We start from the raw sequence: 25,106 nt of genomic DNA, 5'->3' as shown, positions 1-25,106 counted from the left end.
GTCTGCTAAATTTAAAGGAGTAAAAATATCTAGTTTTCAAATAAAGAAAAGTCTACAATTATACGAAGTTTCAAGAATATAATGTTTAACCTCAAAATATTTTGTAATGTCCATTGCCTTTGAAATTACTATGGCTGCTTGCTATTTGCGAGCGAAAAATGCCAGATTTTGCTCTATAACGACTTTGTTCTCTATTATCGGCATTGCCCTTGGAGTTGCAACACTAATAGTGGTGATGTCTGTGATGAACGGATTCAGAGCAAAGTTGCTTGACTCAATACTTGGCATTGATGGCCATATTAATGTTTATTTTGATAGGAACATAAATTCAGATTACTGCACAGTTTCGAAATCGATTGAGAAAATTCCTGGTATATTAAAAGCTACTCCTATGACCAATGATCAAGTTATTATTGTAGCAAATGGTAAAATTGCAGGTAGCGTAGTGCGAGGTGTGTCAACTAAAGATTTGCTTGATAGTACTACCATTACAAATAATGTAATTATAGGTGATGTAAAAAAATTTGATGAAGGGATAATAATAGGAGCACGATTGGCAGAAGCTTTGAACGTTGACTATGGCGACAAAATTACGTTTATATCATCTGAAGAATTTGATGCATTACTTGGTGAAATGCCGCGAATGAAAAAATATAAAGTTATAGCAATATTTGATATGGGTATGTTTGAGTATGACAATACCTTGATATATATGCCTCTAAAATCAGCACAAGCCTTTTTTAATTATGAAAATAGCATAAAAAATATAGAAGTACTTGTAGACGACGTTACTAGAGCTGGTAAGCTTGCAGATGCTATAGAAAAAGAAATAGGAATGAAAGCTGAAAGTTGGCAATCACAGCAAAGCCATTATTTTAGTGCTTTAAAAACTGAAAGAAATGTGATGTTTTTAATTCTTACTTTGATTATAGTTGTAGCAGCGTTTAATATTATCTCAAATTTAATGATGATAGTGCAAGAAAAGAAATCCGCGATTGCAATTATGCGTACATTTGGTGCAACAAGTGGAAGCATTATGCGCATATTTTGCGCTTGTGGTCTATTAATCGGTTTTACGGGAACTTGTCTTGGCTGTATTATAGGTGTCGTTTTTTCTCTCAATATCGAAAGTATTAGAGTGTTTTTAGAAAACATTACTAACGTCAAGCTGTTTGATCCTATGATATACTTTTTTTCAAGTTTACCGGTGATATTAGTCCCTCAAGATGTAGTAAGTATTTCTGCACTTGCGTTACTCTTATCATTTTTAGCGACAATTGCTCCTGCATTGCAGGCAGCTGCACAAGATCCTGCGGAGATACTACGTTATGAATGATACTCAGCAAAAGTACATAGGTTGGTTCTTAATTGTATTGTTATTTACCGGTTACATCACAATAAATAACATAATCTTTTTTAAAATAAGTCAGCAAGAAAGCGAAGACAATATAAATGTTTTAACGGAAAAAATAGATGAATTCAGAATGTCACTTGAAGTTAATCAATCCAGGGTAGAAAAAAAGATATTTGACTTAAAGAGAGGTCTGCACACTCAATGTGAGCAAGGTGATGGTAGCTCAAGGTATAAGAACCTCGCAAGATTGCTGCTACTTGTAGTTAAAATGAAGAATTCGTTATTGCGAGAAGCAAAATTTGATAATCATATAAATTCAATAAAGCCTTTGATATCAGAGCTTGATGATCCAGAGATAGAAAATGCAGTAAATGAATTGGAAAGTTTGAAAGAGGTAGATACTTTACGTGAGTTGAAGTTATCTTTTGAGAAGACCATTGCTGTTATTAACTACAATAAAAGTACATTGTCTAAAAAAATCATTTCAAACTGGATTAGAATACAAGATAAAAATGACCCATTAAGGGCAAAATTCGCAGAAATTGAGGAGTCAATAAACGATAATGATTGGCAAAATATAACTGTTACAGTAAGCAATTTAACGCATTCAGAATTCAAGCCATGGCTGAATAAATTGAATGGTTTTATTGTAGCTTCTAAGAATATTTCAACAATATATCATCACTTATTACAATATATCTCATGATTTATTTTATAATTTTCGCTCTTTCGTTTTTATTTGGCATATGGGTCAAGGTAAGTGGTGAAGTAATAAAATTGGAATTAGGCAATTACACTATAAGTATTGATCTATATTTCATTATTTTTACTTGTGTAGTTTTATTATTTTTATTAATTACACTTGTACGCTTTTTTTCCTCCATTTTATCAACATTTGCCAACATAAGAAATAGAAGAAGGGATAGGGAAGAATTGCTTCTCTTTGAAGCTTTTTTTAGCATAGACTTAGACAATATAGAGAATGCTGAAAAGCTAGTTAAAAGTCTAAATGAGAAGAGTGATAAGTTATCTTTAATAAAGCTCTTTAACTCAGGTAAGACGGGAAATTACAGCTTTTTCAGTAACGGTTTAACAAACGTTGCAAATAAAAATCGTAACTTAGCTCTACTTCTGGCCAATAAGCTGATTGTTCACCTCAAACAAGAAAAAGTAGTCTTTCAAAAATTTATAGAATATTGCTCTAGTTCAATTAATGATAAAATGCTATCTATTCCCTTTCAAATAGAGCATTGCATATTGAAAGAAGATTGGATTAATGCAATTTTGAAGTTGAGGGAAGCAGTTAAGTTCAATATTTTTCTTCCCTTTGACCATAAAGAAATGTTTGCAGTTTTTTATTGTGCTTTGGCAAAACAATATGAAAGTAAAGGGGATTTTAAAGGGGCTATAAAGTCTTTACTCAGAGCACAAAGTTATTATGCAACTTTTCGGCCCATTAATTATTTAAAGGCAGAATTATATATTAAACTTGGAAAAATCAGAAAAGCTTCTGCAGTGCTAGAGGCAGAATATGCAGTAAATCCTACTCCTCAGTCAGCTAAAATGTACATCAATTTAAATAGTAAAGGTGCTGAAAGACTATACAACTTACGCCCTGATTATTATTTTAGTTACTGTTTACTTGCTTTGTCCTCAATGAGTTCAGGTAAATATGATCTTGCAAGTCAATATTTAGACACTGCTATGAAAAAGGCTAATTACATGTCAATCTACTTTATTGTAATACAACTTAAGGTTACATTGCAAGAACACGACAAGGTAATTTATTGGCTAAACAAGATGGGCTCAGAAGCTTTGCCTGATCCGGGCTGGAAGTGTAAAAATTGTAACAGAGAACTAAAGCAATGGGATCATAAATGTTCAAATTGTAATAGTTTTAATTGCGTTTATTATATATTATAAGGTTCCACAAAGTGTGATGATAATAATATATGGGAAATTACCATCAAAGACCTCTATTGAACAATTTTTGGAGTAGATCTCTTAATATAACCCTTATTTCAAAATAATAAACCTGCAAGTTTTTTAGTTAGACTTGGTTCTAATGTCAAAAAAACTTGCTTTTAGACACTAACAATTATATATTTTAATAAATCAGGGTTGTATACAAAATGAAGAGCTTAAAGGAATTATCCTTAAGAATTAAGAATATTAGGTCTGTACAGAAAACCACGAAAATAATGCAAATGGTTTCTGCAGCAAAGTTATTACAAAGCCAAAAGAAATTATCAAATTCAAAATTATATATATCTAAGCTGCATAGCATTATTTCTTCATTAATGCTATCAGTTGATCAAAAATTACTGGCAAAAATTCTAAATATCAGTAATGACGGTTCTTACCTAGTATTCATTGTTGCGTCTGATCGTGGCTTGTGCGGCAACTTTAACTCTTCTATTGTCAAATTTAGTCAAGAGCGTGTAAATAAGTCAATCGCAAATGGCAAAAAAGTAGATATTGTATTTCTTGGTAAAAAAGCTTTTGATGTAGGTAAAAATAGGTTTGACTCTAAAAGTATCTTAAAAATTGAAAATAGTAAGGGGATCACGTTAAAGCACGTAGAAGCTTTGGTTGGTGGTATAGATCTAAGTAAATACGATAAAGTTAAAGTTTTTTATAGTAAATTCTATAATACCTTCACGCAAAAACCAATGTTGGAAACAATAAAACCATGGAGTAAAGACTCATCCTTGATTGATAACTCTCTGGCTGGTCCAACAACAGATTACGGCTATGAGTATGAACCACAAAATATTGAATTTATTTTAAAATCTTTGATTCAGGATTACGTTGTAATTGCTCTTTACTCTGCTTTACTTGAAAGTGCAACAAGTGAGAATAGTGCTAGAATGGTTGCTATGGAATCAGCAAACAGAAACACTAAAGAGATGCTGAACAAACTAGCATTGCTTTATAATCGTTCTCGTCAAGCAGCAATTACAACTGATTTAATTGAAGTTATAGGTGGTGCAGAGTCTTTATAAAAATCTAAGGAATAGAAAATGAATATATTAAATATTGCAGCAGATATCACTAAATTAATAAAAAAGCAGAATCAAGATGCGGAAGTTACAATATATGAAACTAATAAGACTTCAGTTTCTCAGCGTCTATCAAAAATTGAGCAAATATCACAATCTAAAAATTGCACTGTAGGAATCAGAGCTATAGCAGGTAAAAACAAAGCTGCGTATATTTCTACAAATGATTTGAATAATCTTAGTGATACGGTAAGCCAAGTGGTAGAAATGGCAAAGAATGCGCCAGAAGATCCTTGCATTAATTTTGCTGTAAATGGTAGTAATTATATCTCTTCTGCAGATTTAAGTATCTCAGATAATAATGTTGTAACCGTTGATAACCTAAAAGAAATTGCTGAAGCTGCAGAAAATTCAGCCCTTGCACATAAGAGTATCACTAATTCTGAAGGAGCCTCTTCTTCATACGCTTTAGTGAATACAGTATTATCGACTGTTTCTGGTTTTATTGGCTCGTTTAGTAAATCAACCTTTGCTAATCAGGTCTCTGTTGTTGCTGGAAGAGAAAGTGAAATGAAGGTTGGTTACGATTATGATATAGCATGTAATTTTAGTGATTTAAAGTTGCCAGAGTTAATGGGAAAAGAAGCAGCAAAAAGAGCAGTTGATCAATTGAATTCACGTACAATTAAAACTGGTAAATTTCCAGTTATTTTTGAAAAAAGAGCAGCAAAAGGGCTAGTAAAAAGTTTTGCTTCTGCTATAAATGGGAGCAGTATTATAAGCAACAGTTCTTTCTTGAGGGGTAGTTTAAACGCTCAGATTTTCAACGATAGAATTAATATTGTCGATGATCCATTGTTGCCAAGAGGCATAGCATCGAGACCATTTGATGGAGAAGGGATAACTAGCAAGAAAAATATATTTGTAAAAAACGGAATATTACAAAATTGGATTTTAGACTTATACTCGGCTAGAAAATTAGACTCAGAAACAACCGGAAGTGCAACTCGTGCAAGTAATGCTGCAGTTATTCCTGCAGCTAGTAACCTCTACATTGAGAATGGTAATGTATCGTTTGAAGAATTAATTCAGGAAGTGAAAGAGGGAATATATGTAACTGATTTATTTGGTTTTGGTGTTAATTTAATCAATAGCGATTACAGCCAAGGCGCTTCCGGATTTTTTATAGAAAATGGAAAAATAACGTATCCAATACATGAGATTACCATTGCTAGCAATTTAAAGGATATGTTTAGCAATTTAGTCGTTGCAGATGATCTAACTTTTTGTGGGCAATTTAATTCACCAACGATTAAAGTTAGCGAAATGACGGTTGCAGGTTCGCTTAACGATTAAAAAATTTATTTGCATTAAGTACAACAATTGTGTATTATTGTCATGTAATGTTAAGAATAGACTATGGAGTATAAAGGTTTAGTTTCAATAGCTAAGCTTAAAGCATTCTCAATCGTAATTTCAAAGTTTTTCATCACATTAGTAATGTTAATTAATAATTTAGGAGTTGTTTAAATGGAATTTGGTAATGTAAAATGGTTTAATGCCGAAAAAGGCTATGGTTTCATCAAGCCAGAAGGTAAAGGGGGTGACGTTTTTGTACATATTAGCACGTTGGAACGTTCAGGAATAAGGCCTGAGACACTTAAAGGAGAGAATAAAGAGAAGGGGATAAAAGGAGAAAGGGTGAGTTATGAGGTTAAAGAGGAGCGTGGTAGAAACGGAGAAGATAAAAAATCTGCAATAAATTTAAGATTGGAAGATTAATCTATTATGAAGTCTTTTAATAGGGTTAACGTATTGTGAATAATTTTTATGAGATGGGTCTCCCAGCTTCGCTTACACAAGCTCTAGATAAAAATAATCTTTTCGTCCCAACTCCGATTCAAATACAAGCGATTCCCTTAGCGCTACAAGGTAAAGATATTCTTGGGTCTGCTCAAACGGGAACTGGAAAAACTTTGGCATTTGCTATTCCGTTGGTTGCTAAGTTGCTGAATGAGCCTAACACTGGTTCAGCTTTAGTCATCGTGCCAACCAGGGAGCTTGCGCATCAGGTAACAAATGAGATAAGAAAACTCTTATTTCAAAATTCTGCACTAAGGGTCGCTTTATTGATTGGTGGTGAGCCTATTTTTAGGCAGCTAAATCAGCTTCAGAAAAAACCACAAATTGTAATAGGTACTCCTGGTCGTATTATAGACCATATTGAGCGTAAAACTTTGATTACTCGCAATGTTAGCGTTCTTGTGCTTGATGAAACGGATCGTATGTTTGATATGGGCTTTGGAATTCAAATTGAAGGGATCATGAAATATCTGCCAAAAATACGGCAGACTCTTATGTTTTCTGCAACTCTTCCTAGTGATATAGTTAAACTTACTGAGAAGTACCTTAATCGACCAGAACGTATTTCTGTTGATTGTGAGACTACAACTTCTGTAAAAATTAAGCAAGAGATTGTTTATGCATCAGAATCAGAAAAATATGAAAAGCTTGTTACACAACTATGTCAGCGCGAAGGATCAATCATTATCTTTGTCAAAACAAAGCAAGGAGCGGATCAGCTAGCTAGCAGATTGCACAAAGATGACTATAGCGCTTTAGCAATTCATGGTGATTTAAGGCAGCACAAGCGCGAAAGGGTTATTAATTCTTTTCGTCGTGGCCGCAATCAAATCATGGTTGCAACAGATGTTGCTTCTCGCGGCCTTGATATTCCCCACATTCAACATGTTATCAATTATGATGCACCACAATCGCAAGCTGACTATATTCATCGTATAGGCAGAACTGCACGTGCTGGAGCTGAAGGGCATGCGCTATCTTTTGTTACACCTCAAGATAAGAGAAGACTGCCTGCATTGGCAGACAAAGAAGGAGAGCCAAATTTTGATTGTAGTGTGCAATTTAAAAAACGTAATAGCAAAAAGGTCTTTAAAAGGCCAAGTACGTTAAAGACTAAATACGGTAGAAAAAAGATCAATGCATTTAAGAAGAAAAGCAGAGTACTAGAAAAAGCATATTAAATAGGATTTACCTACAACTTGATAAGCGTAAAACTCGTCATTCCGCTACTCATTAGCGGAATCTATGTTGAGATATCGCGGTGCTATGACGTAGATCCAGAGTGGGGATTCAAATTGGCTACAGCGAACTGCTGGATTTCAATTTTTTTAATAATTGTGTGCTATTCATTATATATGAGTTCCCACTTTTAAAGAGAATAGGAGATGATTTCCAAAAACTTAGAGGCAAGTTTGAATAGAGCGCTACTCATTGCTTCTAATTTTAATCTAAAATATGCGAAAGTAGAACATTTATTGCTGGCGTTAACTAAAGACGTGGATGTAAATTACGTTTTATCAAGATGTAATATCAGAGCCGATGAAATCATCAATATGGATAACATTCTATCAAGATGCAATATTAAGGCTAATGATTATAATAATAATATAAAAGGGTTTTTACAAAGCAGTTCTGAATTGATTATCAGTGGAGTTAAACCTAGCTCAATGTTTCAATGCATAATACACAGAGCAATAATACGGGCTCATAGCTTGGGAAAAAAAGAAATAAATGGAGCAAGTGTTCTAGTAGAAATTTTGTCTGGGCAAGATTTATACGTTGAAGATCTATTGCAGAAACAAAGTGTGAAAGATTCCAATTTGATTTACCATATATCTAATATGAAATACTTGAGCGATATAGATGAATACACCACCAATCATAAAGTAAAACTTGATAAAAATAATGACGCTCCTACTACAGTAAATAAAGGTGAGCTACTAAAAGATGAGGAAGTTCTACAAAGTTATTGTAAAAATTTAAATGACTATGCAAGAAGCAAAAAAATAGATTATGTTATTGGTCGTGATTATGAATTAAATCGCACTATAGAAATATTATTGAGGCGTAGAAAAAACAACCCTTTATATGTTGGAGACCCAGGTGTTGGCAAAACAACAATAGTTGAGGGTTTGGTACTCAAGATCATTGAAGGCAGTGTTCCGAGTGCGCTCAGGTCCAGTATAATTTATGCTTTGGATTTAGGATCACTCCTTGCAGGGACACGCTACAGAGGTGATTTTGAAGAGAGAATAAAATCTATAATAAAAGCGATTGAGGCAAAACCAGGTGCTATCCTTTTTATTGACGAAATACACACTATCATTGGAGCAGGTTCTACAAGTGGTAGCTTTCTTGATGCAGGTAACCTACTCAAACCTGCGCTTGCAAGAGGTACACTGCGTTGTATAGGTGCAACTACATATAGAGAATACAGCACTAGTTTTGAAAAAGATAAAGCACTAGCGAGAAGGTTTCAAAAAATTAATGTTAAAGAATCTTCTGTTAATGAAACGATAAAGATACTAGATGGTATAAAGCACTACTATGAAGGGTATCATGGAGTATATTATACAAAGAATGCCATTAGGTCTGCGGCTGAACTTTCGCATAAGTATATTACTGGGCGAATATTACCTGATAAAGCGGTTGATGTTATTGATGAGGCAGGGGCATATTGTAAATTGCTAAGAAACAGGGGTAAAATTGTAAATAGTAGAGATATTAAGAATACCATTACTAGAATTACAAATGTGCCTTGCGGATCTGAATCTGATGATTTGCAGAAAGTAAAGTCTTTAAAAGCTAATCTAGAAAAGGTGATTTTTGGCCAAGAGCAGGCAATAGAATCTCTTGTTAATTCTATTAAAATTGCTAAATCTGGGTTGAGAAATTACAATAAGCCTTTAGCAAATTATCTTTTTGCAGGGCCAACCGGTGTTGGTAAAACCGAGCTAGCAAAACAATTAGCAGAAAGCATGGGCATGAATCTTATACGCTTTGATATGTCCGAATATATTGAATCTCATACGATATCAAGGATGATTGGTTCTCCTCCTGGATATGTAGGTTATGATCAGGGTGGATTACTCACAGAGTCTGTATCTAACAATCAATATAGTGTTGTGCTGCTTGATGAAATTGAAAAGGCCCATAGCGATATCTATAATATATTGCTACAAATTATGGATTATGGTTGTGTTACAGACACTTACGGACGTAAAGTTAACTTTTCCAATATAATTTTAATTATGACAACTAATGCAGGAGCAGTTGAACGCAGCAAAAGTTTTGTTGGCTTTGGGCATAAAAATTTTAACATTGGTGATAGCGAAAAAGCAATAGAACAGGTTTTTAGCCCTGAATTTCGTAATCGTCTTGATGCGATTATTTCTTTTTCTGACTTAAGTACGGATGTGATTTTGCATATTGTGGATAAATTTGTCCTAGAACTGAAAAAGCAACTGACGCAAAAAGGCATAAACTGCTTGGTAGAGGATGAAGTGAAATCTTATCTTGTACAAATGGGTTATAGTAAGGAAATGGGAGCACGTCCGATAGAGAGACTTATTGAAAAAGAGATAAAAAGTTACTTAGCGGAAGAAATACTGAATCGTAAATTAATAAAAGGAAAGAAATTAAGAATCTATATGAATAAAGTAGAAAATAAAATTGCTTTTAATATAGTTTAAAATCCTTGTATTGAACTTCATCTTTGTTACAATTTATAACTTAAATTTAATTTGAATTATAGTGATAAGTGATAAAGTAAAACAAGTCCTAAGCTACTACGAAAGTGAAAACCCCGGGGTAAAAGCAAATCTTACTCGTATTCTCATGCATGGAAAGCTTGGCGGTACTGGCAAGTTAGTGATTCTGCCAGTAGATCAAGGATTTGAGCACGGGCCAATAAAAAGCTTTGAAGTTAACCCTGATGCTTATGACCCACATTATCATTTTCAGCTTGCAGTTGATTCGGGAGTAAGTGCATATGCTGCTCCACTTGGTATGATTGAAGCTGGTGCTTCAACTTATGCTGGAATGCTCCCACTTATTTTGAAACTTAATAGTTCCAACTCCTTACATTCAAAAAATCTGACTTCTGATCAAGCAATAACCTCTTCTGTGAAAGATGCACTGCGTTTGGGCTGCTTGGCTGTTGGATTTACTATATATCCTGGTTCTGCTAAGTGTTTTGATATGATGGAAGAAGCCCGTGAAATCGTAGCTGAAGCCAAATCTTATGGGCTTGCAGTAGTGCTATGGTCTTATCCACGTGGTGAAGGAATTTCCAAAGAAGGTGAAACAGCAGTTGATGTTATTGCCTATGCTGCGCACATAGCAGCTTTACTTGGCGCTAATATAATCAAAGTAAAGCTTCCAACTAGATATTTGGAAAAAGAAAAGATAGAAACAGAAAATATTGAATCATTATCTAAAAGAATTGAATATATTAAAAAATCTTGCTTTGCAGGGAAAAGAATAGTAGTTTTTTCTGGTGGCGAATCGAAGGAAGTAGATGACATATGCAATGAAGCGAAAGAAATTAAGCAGGGAGGTGGTAATGGTTCAATCATTGGACGTAACACTTTTCAACGCAAAAGGGAGGAAGCTTTATCTATGCTAAAAGATATAATGGATATCTACACATAAAAAACGGCTGGGTGGCAGAATGGCTTATGCGGAGGACTGCAAATCCTTTTATACCGGTTCAATTCCGGTCCCGGCCTCTTTCATTTTCTATATCTTGTAAAAGTTGCTCAATTCAACAGTAGCTTTAAGTGTGTAACCTATAGAGAAAGCTTGTCCATTATTCATAAGTAAAATCAATTTCTTTTCAAGTTATGGTTATACTCTTATAGCGTTTCATGGTAAAAAATAAACTAAAAATAAGCAAAGTGTTTTACAAAATGATATTACGTAATTTATTGTTTTTACTGCCGCCTGAAGTTGCTCACTCTTTGGCAATCATGGCATTAAAGAAAATACCTTATAAGAATCCTATAGAGCTACCAGAATCTTTGAGTGTGAATTTTTTTGGTAATAAGCTCAGAAGCCCCGTGGGCCTGGCTGCAGGTTTTGACAAGAATGCAGAAGTTATAAGGCCTATGCTTTCATTTGGTTTTGGGTTTATTGAAACTGGTACTGTAACTCGTAATCCACAATATGGAAACAAAAAACCAAGAATTTTTCGGTTAATTAAAGATCAAGGGGTAATTAACAGATTGGGATTTAACAATAAAGGAATAGACTATTTTCTTAAACAAATAGATGAAACCAAGCTTGATGACTGCATTTTTGGCATAAATATAGGAAAAAATAGTGCATCGAAAGACCAAATTAGTGATTATGTTGATTTAATAAAGATGGTATATGGAAAAAGCAATTATATAGTGCTGAACATCTCGTCTCCAAACACGCCTAATTTACGCAATCTGCACAATAAGCAAGAATTATCGAAATTGTTGAAATCCATCCGGAAATCAATTGATAATTCTAAATCCATACCAATAATATTAAAAATCTCACCAGATATAGATCAGCAAACGAAAGAAAATATCGCTGAGCTTGCGTTGGAATATAAGATTGACGGATTAACAGTAAGCAACACTACGGTAAGTAGAGATAATCTGCATTCCCACTACAACGAAAGTGGCGGATTGAGTGGCAAACCACTGTTCAAACTTTCAACCGAGTTATTGGGCGATATGTACAAATTTACTAAGGGCAAAATATTATTGATAGGGTGCGGAGGAATCTCAAGTGGTGCTGATGCATATAAAAAAATAAAGGCAGGAGCCTCTTTGGTGCAGTTGTACACTGCTCTCATATACCACGGACCTCAAGTTGTAAACAAAATTAATCTAGAACTTGCAGAACTAATAAGGAGAGATGGATTTAGTAACATTAGTGAGGTGGTGGGTTGTATACATTAATTTTGGAAGTTGGTGGTATTATTTTAATAAAATAAGACTAATTCTCTGGTATAAAGGTGGTAGAAAGTGCTTTTCTTTTAAATAATGGGTATGAAGAGTTTGAATGATGCAATATCTAAGATCATTGATTATAAATTTACAAATTATGCAATATTAGAAGAGGCACTAACTCACCCAAGCGTAAATAAAAGGAATAGCAAAAACCAGATTGTAAGCTACGAAAGACTAGAGTTTTTGGGCGATAGTGTTTTGAATATGGTCGTATCTGCCATACTGTTTAAACTATTTCCTGAAGAAAAAGAAGGAGCATTGGCAAAAAGAAAGACGGATTTAGTTTGTGGCAACACCATTGCTAATGTTGCTAAAGAAATAAAATTAGGCAGCTTTATCATCATGAATAATAGTGAACGCTGCAATGGAGGAAGATGTAACCTAAAAAATTTAGAAAACTCGCTTGAAGCACTAATAGGTGCAATTTATATTGATGGCGGACTTGAAAATGTTGAAAAATTTATTACCCAATATTGGGAAAAGCTAGCTAAAAGCATGCTTGACCCCCCTCAAGATCCTAAAACCTCACTGCAAGAGTGGACTCAGAAAAACAAATTGCCTTTACCAGAGTATGAGCTTGTAAAACAAACTGGACCAGCACACAATCCTGAATTTACTATATCAGTTTGCATAGAAGATTATGGTAAAGTTTCTGCATGTGCTTCTAGTAAAAAGATTGCTGAACAAAAAGCTGCTGAGTTGATGCTAGAAAAAATTGGAAAAGACGCTTCAGTTTAGGCAAAATAGGCATTAATGTAAGTTTTGAGGAAGCTAATAGCGTTTAGGGGAAATGGTCAATTTAAGGAGAAGCATAGTATTATTCATAAAAAAGTTGATCTACCAAAAATTAAGCCTTATGTAGTGGAATATCAATGGCCGTTGTTGGAGATGCGGAAAAAAAAGAAGTAGCAAGTTACCAAAAGGTGTTATGCCAGATACATTTGGTCCAAGAGTTGTTTTGTGAAGTTGACAGAGTCAAGGAGAATGAAAGTTTTAAAAAATAGCATATTTTTTAATTATAAAAATTTAATATTAACTGATATAGCTAACCCAAGAAAGGTTTTCCTACGTCATACCGCCGCGGTATCTCAGCATAGATTCCGCTAACAAGTAGCGGAATGACGAATTTTTGTTTTTCAAATTATCGGTAAATCTAAGTCAGTTTAGCTATATTATCTCTCACACCGCTTAGCTGAACAGATACCATAAAAGATAGCTAGAAAGCAATTGCACTTGCAGCAAATTTCAAGATACAAGCTTCTGTATTTATTTTAAATTAAAAAAAGCTCAAGAAAAATAAAGTCAATTTTTGACGTCCCAAATATTACAGAATGTAATTGATTGATTGAGTAAAAACCAGTGAACGGTCAGGTTAAAACATGTTTTTAAATTTTTGCCAAAATCATGGTTTATTATCATTAACCTTTGTAAATGTTATATTTAAACTGTATTTCGGATCATTTGGCACGTCGTATTTTATGCTAAATGTTGAAACTTTATCGTTATTGTAAATATGTACATCATCATATGATAGCTTTGTTGTGTAACACTTTACATGCTTTTGCTTATCATACACTAAATCACCTGACTCCCTTTCTAGTTCCACAAATTTCGTTTTTTTCTGACATTCCTTCATTTTTATTAAATCCTTATCTAGTGATATTGAAACTGGCAACGTATTTCCAGCATATTCTTTAGCTAAAAGTTCACTTTGAGGATACATTTTTATTTCCCTGCCAAAATGTGAGTCTATGAAATTATTACTCCAAAATTTATCGCCAGAATGCACGTACTCATCAGTAGCATACGGCACCCCACCATAACTGCATTGAACTTTGTAATCTCCAACACCGTTGTTTTGAAAAAAATCATGAATGGCAGTGTAGCTACCGTCAGCATCATTTATATAATCCATTACTTTATTCCTTAAACTTTTAGTTCATTATATCATAATCATTATGTCAATCAATCAAAAAAGCTCTCTCTTGCTGTTTTTAGAACTGATTTTAAGCAAGCGCTCTCGATTAGTTGGGAGCGTATTTATAAGATTGTGACATTCGTGCCTCCCAGTTTTTCACATACTGCTGGATCAATTCAGGATAATCTGTAATAATTAATAAATTTTCAGCATTTCCTTTTTTAGCTGTCTTACTAAGGTTAAATGACCCTGTGATGACTTTTTGATTGTCAACAATCATTATCTTATTATGAGCAATCTTTGGCTTATCATCGATCCAAATTGGTACTCCACCTGAAAATAATTCATTTATAACACTATATTTTGAGTAGAGTTGCGATTTATCTAAGATGACTTTAACATCAACACCGCGTTCTTTAGCATTAATCAAAGATTTTGCAACTGTTCCAAGAGTAAATGTATATTCTTGAACTAAGATAGATTTTTTAGACTGATCTATTACGCTGATTATCGGTACAGCACAATCTTCTCCAGGTGAAAAGCAAACCGTAGCTTTTGGGCAGGGCGAAAATATAAAACCCGCATAGTAATACAGAGAAAAACACATTAACAAGAATAAAAAGTGAAAAAGCCTCACAACAACCCACCCCCGGATATACGGCGATAGGCTACATCATAATTTAATCACCTGTCAATCCATATTCTTCCCACTTCTCCGTGACTTTTCTTACTATTTCCTCACTCATTTTAATTTTCTCTCCCCATTCTCGTTTGGTTTCAGGCGGGATTTTATTTGTTGCATCAAATCCCATTTTACCTCCAAGTCCACTTTCAGGGGAAGCAAAATCTAAATAATCAATAGGTGCGTTCTCTATTGTGATTGTGTCACGCACAGGGTCCATTCTCGTTGATATTGCCCACATCACTTCCTTCCAATCACGTACATTTATATCATCATCAACAACGATAATAAACTTCGTGTATAAAAATTGCTTTAGAAAGGAAAGTATGCCCATAACAATTCTTTTTGCCTGCCCTGGATAAGACTTTTTTATCGATATCACCGCTATTCTATATGAACAACCTTCTGGTGGTAGATAAAAATCCACTATCTCTGGAAATTGATTGATAAGAATGGGCACAAAGATTTCGTTGAGCGCTTCACCAAGAATTGATGGTTCATCAGGTGGCTTGCCAGTGAAAGTGCTGAGATAAATTGGATTTTTGCGCATAGTAATTGCAGTAATATTAAATTCTGGAAATTGCTCAACAGAATTATAGTAGCCGGTGTGATCTCCGTATGGCCCTTCATCTTGATATCTATCCAAACTTACATAGCCTTCCAGAACAATCTCTGCATGAGCTGGCACTTGAAGCGGAATAGTCTTACAATTTACAAGCTCAAGCGGTTTTTTGCGCAGCAACCCAGCAAATTGGTATTCTGACAATGTTTCTGGCACTGGAGTTACCGCAGCAATAATTGTTGCAGGATCACTACCGATCACAGCAGCAGCAGGAAATTTCATATTTTGTTCCTTCTCTTTCCATCGTTTGTGGTGACCTGCACCACCACGATATGCAAGCCAGCGCATTAGAGTCGTTTTTTTATCTATAACCTGCATACGATATATTCCAAGATTGAAATTATCTTGCTTGTCTTCCGTTGGGCCTTTTGTCACCACAATTGGCCAGGTGATAAGTGGTGCAGGTTCATTTGGCCAGCATGTTTGAATAGGTAGCAAACTAAGATCCACCTCATCCCCAGTTAGCACCACTTCTTGACATGGAGCCTTGCTCACAACTTTACTTCGCATCGACAATACAACTTTTAGTAAAGGAAACATTTTCACGGCATCTTTGAAGTTTTTTGGTGGCTCAGGTGATCGCAAAAATGCTAAAAGTTTACCAAGATCTCTTAGTTCACCAGGGTTTATGTTCAACCCCAATGCAATCCTCTTAATAGTACCAAATAAATTCACCAAAACTGGAATCGAATTTTTACCGTTTTCCGTGACAACATTTTCAAAGATGATAGCTGGTCCTTTATTTGACAAAACCCTACGGTGAATTTCTGTCATTTCAAGAACTGTTGAAACTTCCTCCTTAATCCTAATCAGATCTTTTTTTTCTTCTAAGGCTTTAATGAAGTCGCGTAAGTTGGTGTACATATTAAAATTTAAAATAACTTAAAACAAGTCTTCTAGTGTAATCACATGATGTATCGTATCTTTTAGATATTGGTTCTCAGAAACTCCATTTGCAGCAATTAACACCCAGAATATTTGCTTCTTTGATTTCGTTTTTTCTCTATAAATTGCTTCTTTTCTTTTTAATTGTTCGACAAATTCCTTTGTTACTGTATAAGGTTTATCACTATATTTTATCTCACAGAGCATTACACATCCATCTTCTCGATCGAAAACTAGATCTATTTGAGCACCAGACTCTTTACTGTATTTTTCTGGTTGATATTGCCAATCTCCACATATAACTGCTATATGCTCTATATCTAATTTTTTTCTAATTACATTGGCATGTTTAAAACACACTGCTTCAAATGTTTGCCCTGTCCATGTTTGCCAAGCTGGTTTCTTTATTGCTAACTCCCAATAGTGAGCATCACTTATTATTGCCCTTTTTGTTACTTCCTTAAACGGCTCAATCCACGTTAGATAAAATAATACATATTCGTCCATTACCCTGTAATATACTCCTCTCTTTCCCTTGTTCAATGGTAAAAAACCACCAATAAATCCTGCTTCTTCTAAACTCCTTAATTTAGCAGTTAAGCGACCACCCTCAGTGATTTTAGTCGCTTTTATAAGTTCTTTTCTGCTTATCCCTTTTGGCTTTTTTGCAATCGCACGAATGATATTTAGATATGTCTCTGGCTCTTCATACAAGGAGTGAAACAACATATCAAATTCATCAAATAACAAACCACCCTTCTGAAAACAGATCATATTAATGTTTTGTGCTGCTGATAATCCTTTACTTACTTCCTTAAGGTAATGTGGTATTCCTCCAATAGCCATATAGATCTGTAATATCTGCTGGTGATTAAGGTTGATTCCTAAATATCTTAGATACTCTTTAGTTTCACGTAAGTTAAAAGGCTGCAAAGGTATCCTTGCGGTAATGCGGTTATGCAACCCCCCTTTTGGTATAAATTATATTTTCCAACATCCAAGAAGCTGCTGAACCACATACAACCAAGATAAGCTTCTTTCGGTTTGTCCAATGTATATTCCAAAAATATTCTAACGTTTCTAGAAAACGAGACTTTCTTGTAGCTAACCATGGAAGTTCATCAAAAAATAAGACAATGTGTTCATTCTCATGTGTGTTATCAATAGCAAGTGTTAATTGTTGTAATGCATCCAGCCACACTTCAGGCAAAGCCATTTTTGCACCTTTATAAAAAGTATTTGATAACGACTGTGTAAAAATTGCAAGTTGTTCCTGCATAGTACCATTATTAAGACCTGTTTGTTCAAATAAAACATCGGCATGTTTACTGAAAAATTGTTTTATTAGGTACGTCTTACCCACACGACGCCGACCATACACTGCAATAAACTTAGCAAATGGGGAAAAGAGAAGCTTACTTTCTAGAATGGCTATTTCCTTTTCTCTACCAATTATTGGTTCGCTCATATAATTTACCGCCGCATTTGTTAGCATTATACACGGCGGTTATAAGATGATCAACTTTTTTTACCGCCATGTTTACAGTTGTTATACGCGGCGGTAAAAGATAGAGCATCTCATAATTGGCTATTCTGGCGATGGTTTGGTCATTTGCATCACCAAGTCTTCTGATGAGCTTTTCAGTAATGTGCTTGAGTTCCATTGTACGTAAAGTTTGCATTTGAGGCAAAACTGGTTATAAAATACACTTGATATAAATGTTTTCATATATTAATATTAGATGCTTCTTTTAATATACAGATAAATGTGTACTAAAGTTTTATGTTGTAGGTTTTTAAATAAATTGTATGTCTAGAATATCGTTTTTATTGATCCTTATACTGGCAGTAGCAAGTTTACCAGTAATAAACAATTGGCTTTCAAATCGCAGCCAAATGCTAAGCGATGATTATATAGGTGAGAAATTAGATAATTATATAAGTAGAAATTTTGATAAGATCGTAAAAACTCTCAAAGAGGAGTCGATTAAAAGTAGTTACGCTGCTCGAGATAATGTGACCAAAAGTAAAATTTCACAATACAAGGATCAAATATTTGACCTTACTTATCCTTACTCCGGAAATGAAAATAGTAGTGTTATAGCTGTAGGTTTCTTTGACTATTCTTGTGGATATTGCAAGACTATAAAAGACGATATAAAACAGTTAATTAACGACGGTAAAATTAAGTATATCTTTAGGGATGCTCCAATACTTGGTAATGACTCTTTAAGGGCAGCAAAAAGCGCTTTAGCTGTTTACTTTATTGATAAAGAAAAATATTTCGACTTTCACTATTCTGCTTTAAGTCACAAAGGAGGATTTTCAGACGAAAGCATATTGGATATAGTGAAAAGCATAGGGATTGATGAGGACGATTTTAATAATTCCATGAAAAATAACGCGGACAAAATTGAGCAAATGATAAATGGCAGTAAGCTCCTAGTAAGAGATTTGGGAGTAGGGGGCACACCTTTTTTAATAATTGGGGATAGTCTGTTTGTAGGAGCAACTGATTTGAATGTATTACGCAAAAAAGTAGATGAATTAAGTCGCAAGCAAAAACTAGCTTCAGCGATTAATTTGCTATAAAATTTTATTTTTTTACTTGACAACGTAAACGAATCTAATTATGAATGTGATAAATAGCAGTACGTATAAGATACGCAGTAGCTCAAGAAAAGCAGGTGATGCCTACAGTCGAGCATAACCTTAGCCTGCAAAGGTTGACTAATCCATTAAAAAGTGTTAAACTTAACATATAGCTACCATTCTGAGGTTACAATATGAAAGAGCCTAATTATACAAGAGAACCAATTGCTCTTTTTCGACAAATCAAAGAAAAGAAAAAATCAAGTGATTTACTGCATAATTTAAAAAATGCTTGTCCCAAAAATCTAAACATAGGAATTGCTATAAAGACAGGAGATTGCTTTTTTGACTCCGTGGCTCAAGAGTTGAATGAGTTAAATATAAAACCTGGTTATCGTTTTACCGCAAAATCATTAAGAAAAGATTGTGCAGATTATGCTGAAAACAAAAAGGACTCACGATGGGTTTTTAATGAAATAACAAAAAATATTGCTGAAGGATATGCTGTACCTATGATAGGTTCAAACGGAAATGTAATGAAAGATAACCAGAACAATATTATACCAGACAATATTGCATCTTTTGATAGATATTTAAAAGATATTAGAAGTATGGCTACAGAAGCTAGCCCACCTATATGGGGTCGCCCAGGGGTTGAAGGGAGAATGATATGTGATAAGTATGAAGTGGAGCTTTATATTTATTCAATAGAGGAAGATAGTCAAAAAGTTACAGTAACTAAAATTACAGCACATGATGATGATCTAGAAGTTTTTATACAAGATGTGAATCTTGATCAATTAAAGATAGATAATAGTAAAAAAACTGTAGGAGTAGTGAATTACATGCAACATTTTGTACCACTCCTTAGTGGAATTTCTGAAGATATAAAAGAAGATCAACAAGTTTCTAGTGAAGAAATTTTTAGTACAGATAAAAGAGTTCCTCCTTCTAATCAACCAGAGCAAGAAGTACAACAAGAAAGAATTAATACCAGCACTAATGCGACTGTTTATACGGATAAAGAAATCCCTTTTTCTCATCAACTAGAGCAAAAAACACGACAAGAAGGAATTAATGCCAGCGCTAGTGCGACTGTTTATACGGATAGAGAAATTCCTACTTCTAATCAATCAGAGCAAAAAGTACAACAAGAAAGAATTGATACCAGTACTAGTGCGCCGGTTTTACAAATTCACATAGATAAAGAAATCCCTTCCTCTCATCAGCAAGAACAAAAAACACAACAAAAAGAAATACAAAAAAAATTAATTAATAATTACAAGAAAGAGGGAGTGTTAAATAAACTGTGTCAAACCGCATTTTTAGTTCAACTCAATTTTCAATCTGCCAGGAAAGAAAACATCAAGTTGAGAGATAGTTAATGCCCAATCATGTACAGGCATCGTCCACTTTTCCTCTGCCTTCTTTATAGCACAATATACCTGCTTATACAAGGCATTTATGCTGGTAAATGAGCATTAGGAAAGACACTGTTTATAGCTGCAGGAAAGCTTTTCAGCCCATCAACGCAGGCAATAAGGATATCTTCTACTCCTCTTTCTTTGAGGTCATTTAGCACTCCCAACCAGAAGTTAGCTCCTTCACTTTCAGCCAAATAAAAACCTAATACTTCTTTTTTGCCATTTTGATCTATGCCTAATATGTTATACATGCATTTACTTACGCAATGCCCGTCCTCTTTGACTTTAAAAAACCATGAAAACTATCGGATATACAGACTGCAGCGGGCGACTACGCCATTCGTTGATTACTGGTAGCAATTTGTCAGTAATACTTGATATCTCTGCCACCGATATTTTGTGATCATAAATTTCCTCAACATGTGACACTATATCTCTATAGCCCATACCACTGGCAAATGTGCTCAAAATCTTCGTTTCAAGCTCTGGATGTAAGTTTGTTTGCCTTTTTTTGACTATTTGTGGTTCGAAACTTCCTTCCCTATCTCTTGGCGTCAAAAGCTCAAATGACCCTGCGCTTGTACGTAAAGTCTTTGCATTCCTCCCATTTCTTCGATTATTCTCTTCGCTTTCAGCCGACAAGTGGTTTTCTATTTCACCTTCCAGGCTTACCTCCAGCAACTTTTTTATAAACGGTGTTAATGCTCCATCTCTTCCTGTCAACGGTCTTCCTTCTCGTATAGACAACAGGATATTTGTTTCTAATTCTTTATAATCTACCAAACCGGTAGTTCTGTTTACTACTTTCTGACTCATTGTCAAACCTCCATTTTTTTATATCAATTTATTACTTTTTTTTCGGTTTGACACAGTTTATTTAACACTCCCTTTCTATTAATTCTTTCGTCTTGTCAGACTTATGAAAACTCGCATTGTCAAACCTAGCCAGGTTTTAATATTGGCATAAGCCTATTTTCAACATACGCTTCAAAAAGCTCACTGTTGCAATATCCCTCATGGTGCCTCTTCACTTAGGGCTCCAATTATTTCTTCCTTTGTATCTTGGTTTCTCCGCAAATAGCCCTTTTCCTCTTCGAGACCATCCATATTCATAAAATTCGTTGTCTTCTATACCTGATTCATCTATGAATACTAAATTTTCTTCATTTATTTCTGCTACCTTTTGTATGACTTCCTTTCGTTTTCCTTCATCCCTTTCCTGGTAGAGAAAAGTTTTTTTTATACATATAGTTCACTTTTTTAAGGTAGTTATATACTTTGTCTTTGCACATATTGCCAAATTTTTCAATTATCTTTTCAACTCTGATTTTCATCTAGAAATTCGACAAAGCTATCTAAGTCTTTAATTTTATGACTATGCCCCTTTTGATAGCCTGAAGATGGTTTTATGCTTCCTGTTTCTTCTCTTCTTTTCCTCCACCAATATATTGTTTTTCTATCAATTTTGAACATCTTCCTCCATAGTCATTTTTTTCTCGTCTACTACTTTCAAAACACGTTCCCTCAGATCCTCACTTTGGCATCATTCTACCTTATCCAAAGCCATTTTATACCTTTTTATCCCTTCTGAGGTAACCTTTTTTCAGTTAGCTATAGGTATAAAATAATGGAGTATGTCTCTCCATCATTCAACAGCAATCACAGTATGTTTTTACAAATTTGAAAATTAGTGTTAAATAAAAATATAAATGCAAAAGGAAAAGAAATGATTGAACTTAAAGGCCAAGAAATTTGTGCAGGCGGAAATAAGAAAAATTTGATTATTTTTTTACATGGTTGGGGCTCAAGTGGCGATAATTTCATTCACCTTGCTAAAGTTATGAGCAAGTTTTTACCCGAGTCATATTTTGTAGCACCCAATGCTCCGTTTGAAAGAGAAATAGGTGATGGTTATCAGTGGTTCAGCTTGGAAGATCGTAGTGAGGAAGCGCTATATAATGGAGTAAAAAATGCTACATCAATTGTAAATCATTTCATTGATACAAAATTAAAGGAGCTTAATTTAAAAGATACGCAACTTTCTTTGGTTGGATTTTCTCAAGGAGCAATGCTTGCAATACATACAGCTCTCACCCGCTCTCAATCCTGTGCATCAGTTGTTGCATACTCTGGTAGGTTTCTTTCACCTTCAAAAACTGCACCAGAGATCAAGTCAAAACCTAACATATGTGTTATCCATGGTGATGCTGACGACGTGGTACCTTTTTCGTCCCTCGACTTAGCGGTTAAAGCTTTGAAAGAAAATGGAATAAATGTTGAAGGGCACCCAATTCATGCATTAGGGCATATTATTAATGAAGAGGGGATAAAATTAGGAGTAGAATTTATCAAGAAGAATTTTAAAAATTAATTTTCATGCACTTGTTTTGCTTTGGTTATGGGTATGTGGCTAAATTTTTATCGAAAAAACTGCTGAACTTAGGTTGGAAAGTCAGTGGCACATCAAGAAGTAAAAATATACAAAATGTAATCCTCTTTAATTATGAGAAAGTTAGTCAAGATCTGCTTAAAAGCGCAACGCACGTTTTAATTTCTATTCCTCCAGATGGTGATGATGTTATGGAGAGATATGGTGATTGCCTGCAAAATGTTAAATGGTTTGGTTATTTGTCTGCAACTAGCGTTTATGGTGATTACTCTGGTAATTGGGTGAATGAGGAATCTGAAACAAAACCTATAGAAATCAGAGGAGAAAAGCGCCTTAGATCTGAAAAGAAGTGGCTGAATAGCAAACTGCCTGTACATATTTTTCGTTTAGCTGGAATATACGGTCCTGGTAGGAACGTGTTAATTGACTTGCAGCTTGGCAAAGCAAAAAATGTGAAAAAAGAAGGGCATTTTTTTTCTCGTATTCACGTTGAAGATATATCGAACATTCTATTTTCTTCCATGCAAAACATAAAACCTGGTGAAGTATACAATTGTGCAGATGATTTACCCACTACACAATCTGAAGTGATAATGTATGCAGCCAAACTCCTCAATGTTAGTCCTCCAGAGCCAATTGAGGTTTCTTCCTTACCAGATTATGCACAGAGTTTTTATTTAGAGTCAAAAAAAGTAAGTAATGTTAAAATTAAAAAAGATCTTAATGTCTCTCTAATTTATCCTAACTATAAGGTGGGATTAGAGAGTTTGCATGTAAAAAAAACTGAAATCACATTAGAATGAAGTAGATAGACCTATTGTTTAGTTGTATCCGTTCAGCAAAGTGGCAAAATAGGTAGGCGAGATAAACCAAAAAATCAAGAAAAAAGTAAGTTTACAACAAATGGTGTCATTCCAGTGCTTGACACTGGAATCCAGCCTTTCCATAATCATCAAAACATTGTATTTTAACGTAAAACAGCTATTTTTATGCTCACCAACTTAATAAAATTCCTGGATCCCAGTGTCTGGGCACTGGGATGACAAAGGAGAGCAGTGTCAAGCACTGATCACTTTTGCTTCAATATTTGCACATTAGCCATGCCTTGAATCAATACGTTTAGTTCTGTAATTGTGTCCGCTCAGACTAATGTTCTCTAGGTAAGATTGTGGAGTATTCGTTGCAGCATTTGGCTGTTCAATTACGCTAGTTGGTATAATACTTCTATTTCTTTCAAAATTTCCATCTCGTATAGCTTCCAGAACGCTTTTTCCTCCTAAAAGACAGTTTTCTCCTAAACTTTTCCCCTTATCTTCTAACTCGTTAAGCCTTGCTTCGCTCTCCTTATCAATCTTTACTTCTATTTCATTACTATTTTCCTTAGGATTTAGATGAATACTGATTTTTCCTGCTTCACTATCAAAAGATAATGTTACACCTTGCTTACAAACATCCAGATAATTTCTTTTTCCGTTGTAGCTTTCAACTCTTACTATACTTTTCCCAATTTGCAGTATACCAACTCTTAAGTTTAAACCTTTATTCTTTTCATTGCTTAGGATTTTTGCAACTTCAACAGTACTATCTTGTGGATATTTTATACAAAAGCACTCATTATCTATCTCTACTTTTAATTCTAATTTGTCCTTTTGAGCTTGCTCATTTTTGTTTACAATACTTTCATATGCTGCATTTTTTAGATCGTTTTCAATTTCCTTACATTGTGCAAAGAGATCATTTACATAATCAGAATCAGAAGTTACATGTCCTAGCTCACCACCATCGAAAAGACCTCTTTCTACTTTCCCACCTTTTAACAATAAATCCCTAATGGTGTTTCTTATGATGTCTAAATTACCATCTTCCAGTGCTTCATTCGTGTTGTCATCATCTTGATCTTCATTGTTACAGGAAACATCCTGACCTCTAAATGCATGCGCTTTACTGCTAGGGCATAGGCCTTCATTATTGATAACATCTATTATTTCTTCAAATATCAAATTTGTTACAGTTCTATAACGATCACCATAACATGAATTTAGTCTTATCCCTTTCCCTAAATATTTATTTGTTATGTCTCGAACAAGCCTTAAAGCACTTCCTTTGTTATTTTCTTCTTCCACCTTTTTCATCTCCTTACAAAATTCATCAATCAGCTTCTCTTCATTTTCAGTTAATGGTATTTCTAGATCCATTAAAAGTGAGCCACCTTCCGGAAAATAAGAATAATCTGAACTACAGCTCGAATTTGAGTCCCAATCACTTGGTTCAGTACAAGGCGTCTGATTACCATCAGCAGAACTATCATATGAATCATAATCACTAAAGTTCTGTAGTCGATTATCACTTTCGTGTTCATCTGTTTTGTTTGACAAATCACTGCGAGAG

At 34.4% G+C, this 25,106-nt stretch carries 23 protein-coding genes, 1 tRNA gene and 2 pseudogenes; 17 read left to right on the top strand and 9 right to left on the bottom strand.

Annotated elements, in window-relative coordinates; genetic code table 11:
• Nucleotides 1-106 precede the first annotated feature (106 nt).
• From ABWU38_RS03440 to ABWU38_RS03380, 13 genes and pseudogenes are all read left to right on the top strand, one after another.
• The gene (locus tag ABWU38_RS03440; protein ID WP_265017656.1) at nucleotides 107-1,336 is read left to right on the top strand and encodes a lipoprotein-releasing ABC transporter permease subunit; all 1,230 of its coding nucleotides are present in this window, start codon (nucleotides 107-109) and stop codon (nucleotides 1,334-1,336) included.
• Nucleotides 1,329-2,060, top strand: coding sequence for a hypothetical protein (locus ABWU38_RS03435; protein ID WP_253309852.1), 732 nt, complete (start codon nucleotides 1,329-1,331; stop codon nucleotides 2,058-2,060). The genes ABWU38_RS03440 and ABWU38_RS03435 overlap by 8 nt, the downstream gene beginning before the upstream one ends.
• Entirely contained in the window at nucleotides 2,057-3,277 is a 1,221-nt protein-coding gene (locus ABWU38_RS03430) for a heme biosynthesis protein HemY (RefSeq protein ID WP_253309851.1), read from the top strand. The genes ABWU38_RS03435 and ABWU38_RS03430 overlap by 4 nt, the downstream gene beginning before the upstream one ends.
• A gap of 209 nt (nucleotides 3,278-3,486) precedes the next feature.
• Entirely contained in the window at nucleotides 3,487-4,359 is an 873-nt protein-coding gene (gene atpG / locus ABWU38_RS03425; RefSeq protein WP_264688382.1) for an ATP synthase F1 subunit gamma, read from the top strand.
• Nucleotides 4,360-4,377: 18 nt separating this feature from the next.
• A complete protein-coding gene (locus ABWU38_RS03420; RefSeq protein ID WP_353272477.1) occupies nucleotides 4,378-5,712 on the top strand; it encodes a TldD/PmbA family protein in 1,335 nt (444 codons plus the stop codon).
• A gap of 174 nt (nucleotides 5,713-5,886) precedes the next feature.
• Nucleotides 5,887-6,138: a cold-shock protein gene (locus ABWU38_RS03415; RefSeq protein ID WP_064124857.1), complete on the top strand. Its 252-nt coding sequence runs from the start codon at nucleotides 5,887-5,889 to the stop codon at nucleotides 6,136-6,138.
• A 35-nt stretch (nucleotides 6,139-6,173) separates the two neighbouring features.
• A complete protein-coding gene (locus ABWU38_RS03410) occupies nucleotides 6,174-7,400 on the top strand; it encodes a DEAD/DEAH box helicase (RefSeq protein WP_253309848.1) in 1,227 nt (408 codons plus the stop codon).
• 204 nt (nucleotides 7,401-7,604) lie between these two features.
• On the top strand, nucleotides 7,605-9,911 hold the full coding sequence (locus tag ABWU38_RS03405) for an AAA family ATPase (protein WP_253309847.1): 2,307 nt from the start codon (nucleotides 7,605-7,607) through the stop codon (nucleotides 9,909-9,911).
• A gap of 64 nt (nucleotides 9,912-9,975) precedes the next feature.
• Nucleotides 9,976-10,872 carry a class I fructose-bisphosphate aldolase gene (locus tag ABWU38_RS03400; protein ID WP_253309992.1) on the top strand — a complete coding sequence of 299 codons (897 nt, stop codon included), beginning with the start codon at nucleotides 9,976-9,978 and terminating at the stop codon, nucleotides 10,870-10,872.
• A gap of 5 nt (nucleotides 10,873-10,877) precedes the next feature.
• Nucleotides 10,878-10,949 (top strand) — tRNA-Cys (locus tag ABWU38_RS03395).
• Between the two features lie 138 nt (nucleotides 10,950-11,087).
• Complete coding sequence (locus tag ABWU38_RS03390) at nucleotides 11,088-12,155, top strand: quinone-dependent dihydroorotate dehydrogenase (RefSeq protein ID WP_353272476.1); 1,068 nt, start codon at nucleotides 11,088-11,090, stop codon at nucleotides 12,153-12,155.
• A gap of 90 nt (nucleotides 12,156-12,245) precedes the next feature.
• Complete coding sequence (rnc, locus tag ABWU38_RS03385) at nucleotides 12,246-12,944, top strand: ribonuclease III (RefSeq protein ID WP_253309845.1); 699 nt, start codon at nucleotides 12,246-12,248, stop codon at nucleotides 12,942-12,944.
• An 81-nt stretch (nucleotides 12,945-13,025) separates the two neighbouring features.
• Nucleotides 13,026-13,161: pseudogene (locus ABWU38_RS03380) on the top strand (IS66 family transposase); the annotation flags it as partial.
• Nucleotides 13,162-13,608: 447 nt separating this feature from the next.
• Here the strand turns inward: ABWU38_RS03380 and ABWU38_RS03375 are convergent.
• From ABWU38_RS03375 to ABWU38_RS03350, 6 genes are all read right to left on the bottom strand, one after another.
• On the bottom strand, nucleotides 13,609-14,121 hold the full coding sequence (locus ABWU38_RS03375; RefSeq protein WP_353272475.1) for a hypothetical protein: 513 nt from the start codon (nucleotides 14,119-14,121) through the stop codon (nucleotides 13,609-13,611).
• A gap of 109 nt (nucleotides 14,122-14,230) precedes the next feature.
• The gene (locus ABWU38_RS03370) at nucleotides 14,231-14,761 is read right to left on the bottom strand and encodes a phospholipase D family protein (protein ID WP_253309843.1); all 531 of its coding nucleotides are present in this window, start codon (nucleotides 14,759-14,761) and stop codon (nucleotides 14,231-14,233) included.
• Between the two features lie 43 nt (nucleotides 14,762-14,804).
• The gene (locus ABWU38_RS03365) at nucleotides 14,805-16,292 is read right to left on the bottom strand and encodes a UbiD family decarboxylase (protein ID WP_353272474.1); all 1,488 of its coding nucleotides are present in this window, start codon (nucleotides 16,290-16,292) and stop codon (nucleotides 14,805-14,807) included.
• 18 nt (nucleotides 16,293-16,310) lie between these two features.
• A complete protein-coding gene (locus ABWU38_RS03360; RefSeq protein WP_265016485.1) occupies nucleotides 16,311-17,159 on the bottom strand; it encodes an AAA family ATPase in 849 nt (282 codons plus the stop codon).
• 109 nt (nucleotides 17,160-17,268) lie between these two features.
• Nucleotides 17,269-17,781 carry an AAA family ATPase gene (locus ABWU38_RS03355; protein WP_353272473.1) on the bottom strand — a complete coding sequence of 171 codons (513 nt, stop codon included), beginning with the start codon at nucleotides 17,779-17,781 and terminating at the stop codon, nucleotides 17,269-17,271.
• Nucleotides 17,759-17,995 (bottom strand): hypothetical protein, encoded by a 237-nt coding sequence (locus tag ABWU38_RS03350; RefSeq protein ID WP_264732495.1) that lies wholly within the window; start codon nucleotides 17,993-17,995, stop codon nucleotides 17,759-17,761. The genes ABWU38_RS03355 and ABWU38_RS03350 overlap by 23 nt, the downstream gene beginning before the upstream one ends.
• 127 nt (nucleotides 17,996-18,122) lie before the next feature.
• Here ABWU38_RS03350 and ABWU38_RS03345 point away from each other — a divergent pair, with 127 nt between their 5' ends.
• Both ABWU38_RS03345 and ABWU38_RS03340 read left to right on the top strand, forming a co-directional pair.
• On the top strand, nucleotides 18,123-18,905 hold the full coding sequence (locus ABWU38_RS03345) for a DsbA family protein (RefSeq protein WP_253309838.1): 783 nt from the start codon (nucleotides 18,123-18,125) through the stop codon (nucleotides 18,903-18,905).
• A 194-nt stretch (nucleotides 18,906-19,099) separates the two neighbouring features.
• Complete coding sequence (locus tag ABWU38_RS03340) at nucleotides 19,100-20,290, top strand: hypothetical protein (protein ID WP_353272472.1); 1,191 nt, start codon at nucleotides 19,100-19,102, stop codon at nucleotides 20,288-20,290.
• On the opposite strand, the pseudogene ABWU38_RS03335 reads toward ABWU38_RS03340, so the two are convergent.
• Nucleotides 20,231-21,145 (bottom strand): annotated as a pseudogene (locus ABWU38_RS03335) (IS256 family transposase). The gene ABWU38_RS03340 and the pseudogene ABWU38_RS03335 overlap by 60 nt on opposite strands.
• A gap of 501 nt (nucleotides 21,146-21,646) precedes the next feature.
• Complete coding sequence (locus ABWU38_RS03330; protein ID WP_253309621.1) at nucleotides 21,647-21,802, bottom strand: hypothetical protein; 156 nt, start codon at nucleotides 21,800-21,802, stop codon at nucleotides 21,647-21,649.
• Nucleotides 21,803-22,055: 253 nt separating this feature from the next.
• Between ABWU38_RS03330 and ABWU38_RS03325 the strand changes: the two genes are divergently transcribed.
• Together ABWU38_RS03325 and ABWU38_RS03320 are read left to right on the top strand one after the other, a co-directional pair.
• The gene (locus ABWU38_RS03325; protein ID WP_309166945.1) at nucleotides 22,056-22,700 is read left to right on the top strand and encodes an alpha/beta hydrolase; all 645 of its coding nucleotides are present in this window, start codon (nucleotides 22,056-22,058) and stop codon (nucleotides 22,698-22,700) included.
• A gap of 5 nt (nucleotides 22,701-22,705) precedes the next feature.
• Nucleotides 22,706-23,521, top strand: coding sequence for an SDR family oxidoreductase (locus tag ABWU38_RS03320; RefSeq protein ID WP_353272471.1), 816 nt, complete (start codon nucleotides 22,706-22,708; stop codon nucleotides 23,519-23,521).
• 291 nt (nucleotides 23,522-23,812) lie between these two features.
• Here the strand turns inward: ABWU38_RS03320 and ABWU38_RS03315 are convergent, their stop codons facing one another.
• A complete protein-coding gene (locus ABWU38_RS03315; protein WP_253309624.1) occupies nucleotides 23,813-25,093 on the bottom strand; it encodes a hypothetical protein in 1,281 nt (426 codons plus the stop codon).
• Nucleotides 25,094-25,106 lie beyond the last annotated feature (13 nt).

The organism is Wolbachia endosymbiont (group A) of Urophora cardui, assembly GCF_964028435.1.
In the GTDB taxonomy this organism is placed as follows: Bacteria; Pseudomonadota; Alphaproteobacteria; order Rickettsiales; family Anaplasmataceae; genus Wolbachia.
This window is presented reverse-complemented; position numbering and strand designations above follow the sequence as displayed.

Coding starts and splice junctions, on each gene's coding strand:
- ABWU38_RS03330 (WP_253309621.1), bottom strand. CDS start 21,802: ATGTTCAAAATTGATAGAAAAACAATATATTGGTGGAGGAAAAGAAGA.
- ABWU38_RS03430 (WP_253309851.1), top strand. CDS start 2,057: ATGATTTATTTTATAATTTTCGCTCTTTCGTTTTTATTTGGCATATGG.
- ABWU38_RS03405 (WP_253309847.1), top strand. CDS start 7,605: ATGATTTCCAAAAACTTAGAGGCAAGTTTGAATAGAGCGCTACTCATT.
- ABWU38_RS03325 (WP_309166945.1), top strand. CDS start 22,056: ATGATTGAACTTAAAGGCCAAGAAATTTGTGCAGGCGGAAATAAGAAA.
- ABWU38_RS03390 (WP_353272476.1), top strand. CDS start 11,088: ATGGTAAAAAATAAACTAAAAATAAGCAAAGTGTTTTACAAAATGATA.
- ABWU38_RS03340 (WP_353272472.1), top strand. CDS start 19,100: ATGAAAGAGCCTAATTATACAAGAGAACCAATTGCTCTTTTTCGACAA.
- ABWU38_RS03415 (WP_064124857.1), top strand. CDS start 5,887: ATGGAATTTGGTAATGTAAAATGGTTTAATGCCGAAAAAGGCTATGGT.
- ABWU38_RS03375 (WP_353272475.1), bottom strand. CDS start 14,121: ATGGATTATATAAATGATGCTGACGGTAGCTACACTGCCATTCATGAT.
- ABWU38_RS03440 (WP_265017656.1), top strand. CDS start 107: ATGTCCATTGCCTTTGAAATTACTATGGCTGCTTGCTATTTGCGAGCG.
- ABWU38_RS03420 (WP_353272477.1), top strand. CDS start 4,378: ATGAATATATTAAATATTGCAGCAGATATCACTAAATTAATAAAAAAG.
- rnc (WP_253309845.1), top strand. CDS start 12,246: ATGAAGAGTTTGAATGATGCAATATCTAAGATCATTGATTATAAATTT.
- ABWU38_RS03435 (WP_253309852.1), top strand. CDS start 1,329: ATGAATGATACTCAGCAAAAGTACATAGGTTGGTTCTTAATTGTATTG.
- atpG (WP_264688382.1), top strand. CDS start 3,487: ATGAAGAGCTTAAAGGAATTATCCTTAAGAATTAAGAATATTAGGTCT.
- ABWU38_RS03365 (WP_353272474.1), bottom strand. CDS start 16,292: ATGTACACCAACTTACGCGACTTCATTAAAGCCTTAGAAGAAAAAAAA.
- ABWU38_RS03350 (WP_264732495.1), bottom strand. CDS start 17,995: ATGCAAACTTTACGTACAATGGAACTCAAGCACATTACTGAAAAGCTC.
- ABWU38_RS03360 (WP_265016485.1), bottom strand. CDS start 17,159: ATGGCTATTGGAGGAATACCACATTACCTTAAGGAAGTAAGTAAAGGA.
- ABWU38_RS03345 (WP_253309838.1), top strand. CDS start 18,123: ATGTCTAGAATATCGTTTTTATTGATCCTTATACTGGCAGTAGCAAGT.
- ABWU38_RS03320 (WP_353272471.1), top strand. CDS start 22,706: ATGCACTTGTTTTGCTTTGGTTATGGGTATGTGGCTAAATTTTTATCG.
- ABWU38_RS03355 (WP_353272473.1), bottom strand. CDS start 17,781: ATGAGCGAACCAATAATTGGTAGAGAAAAGGAAATAGCCATTCTAGAA.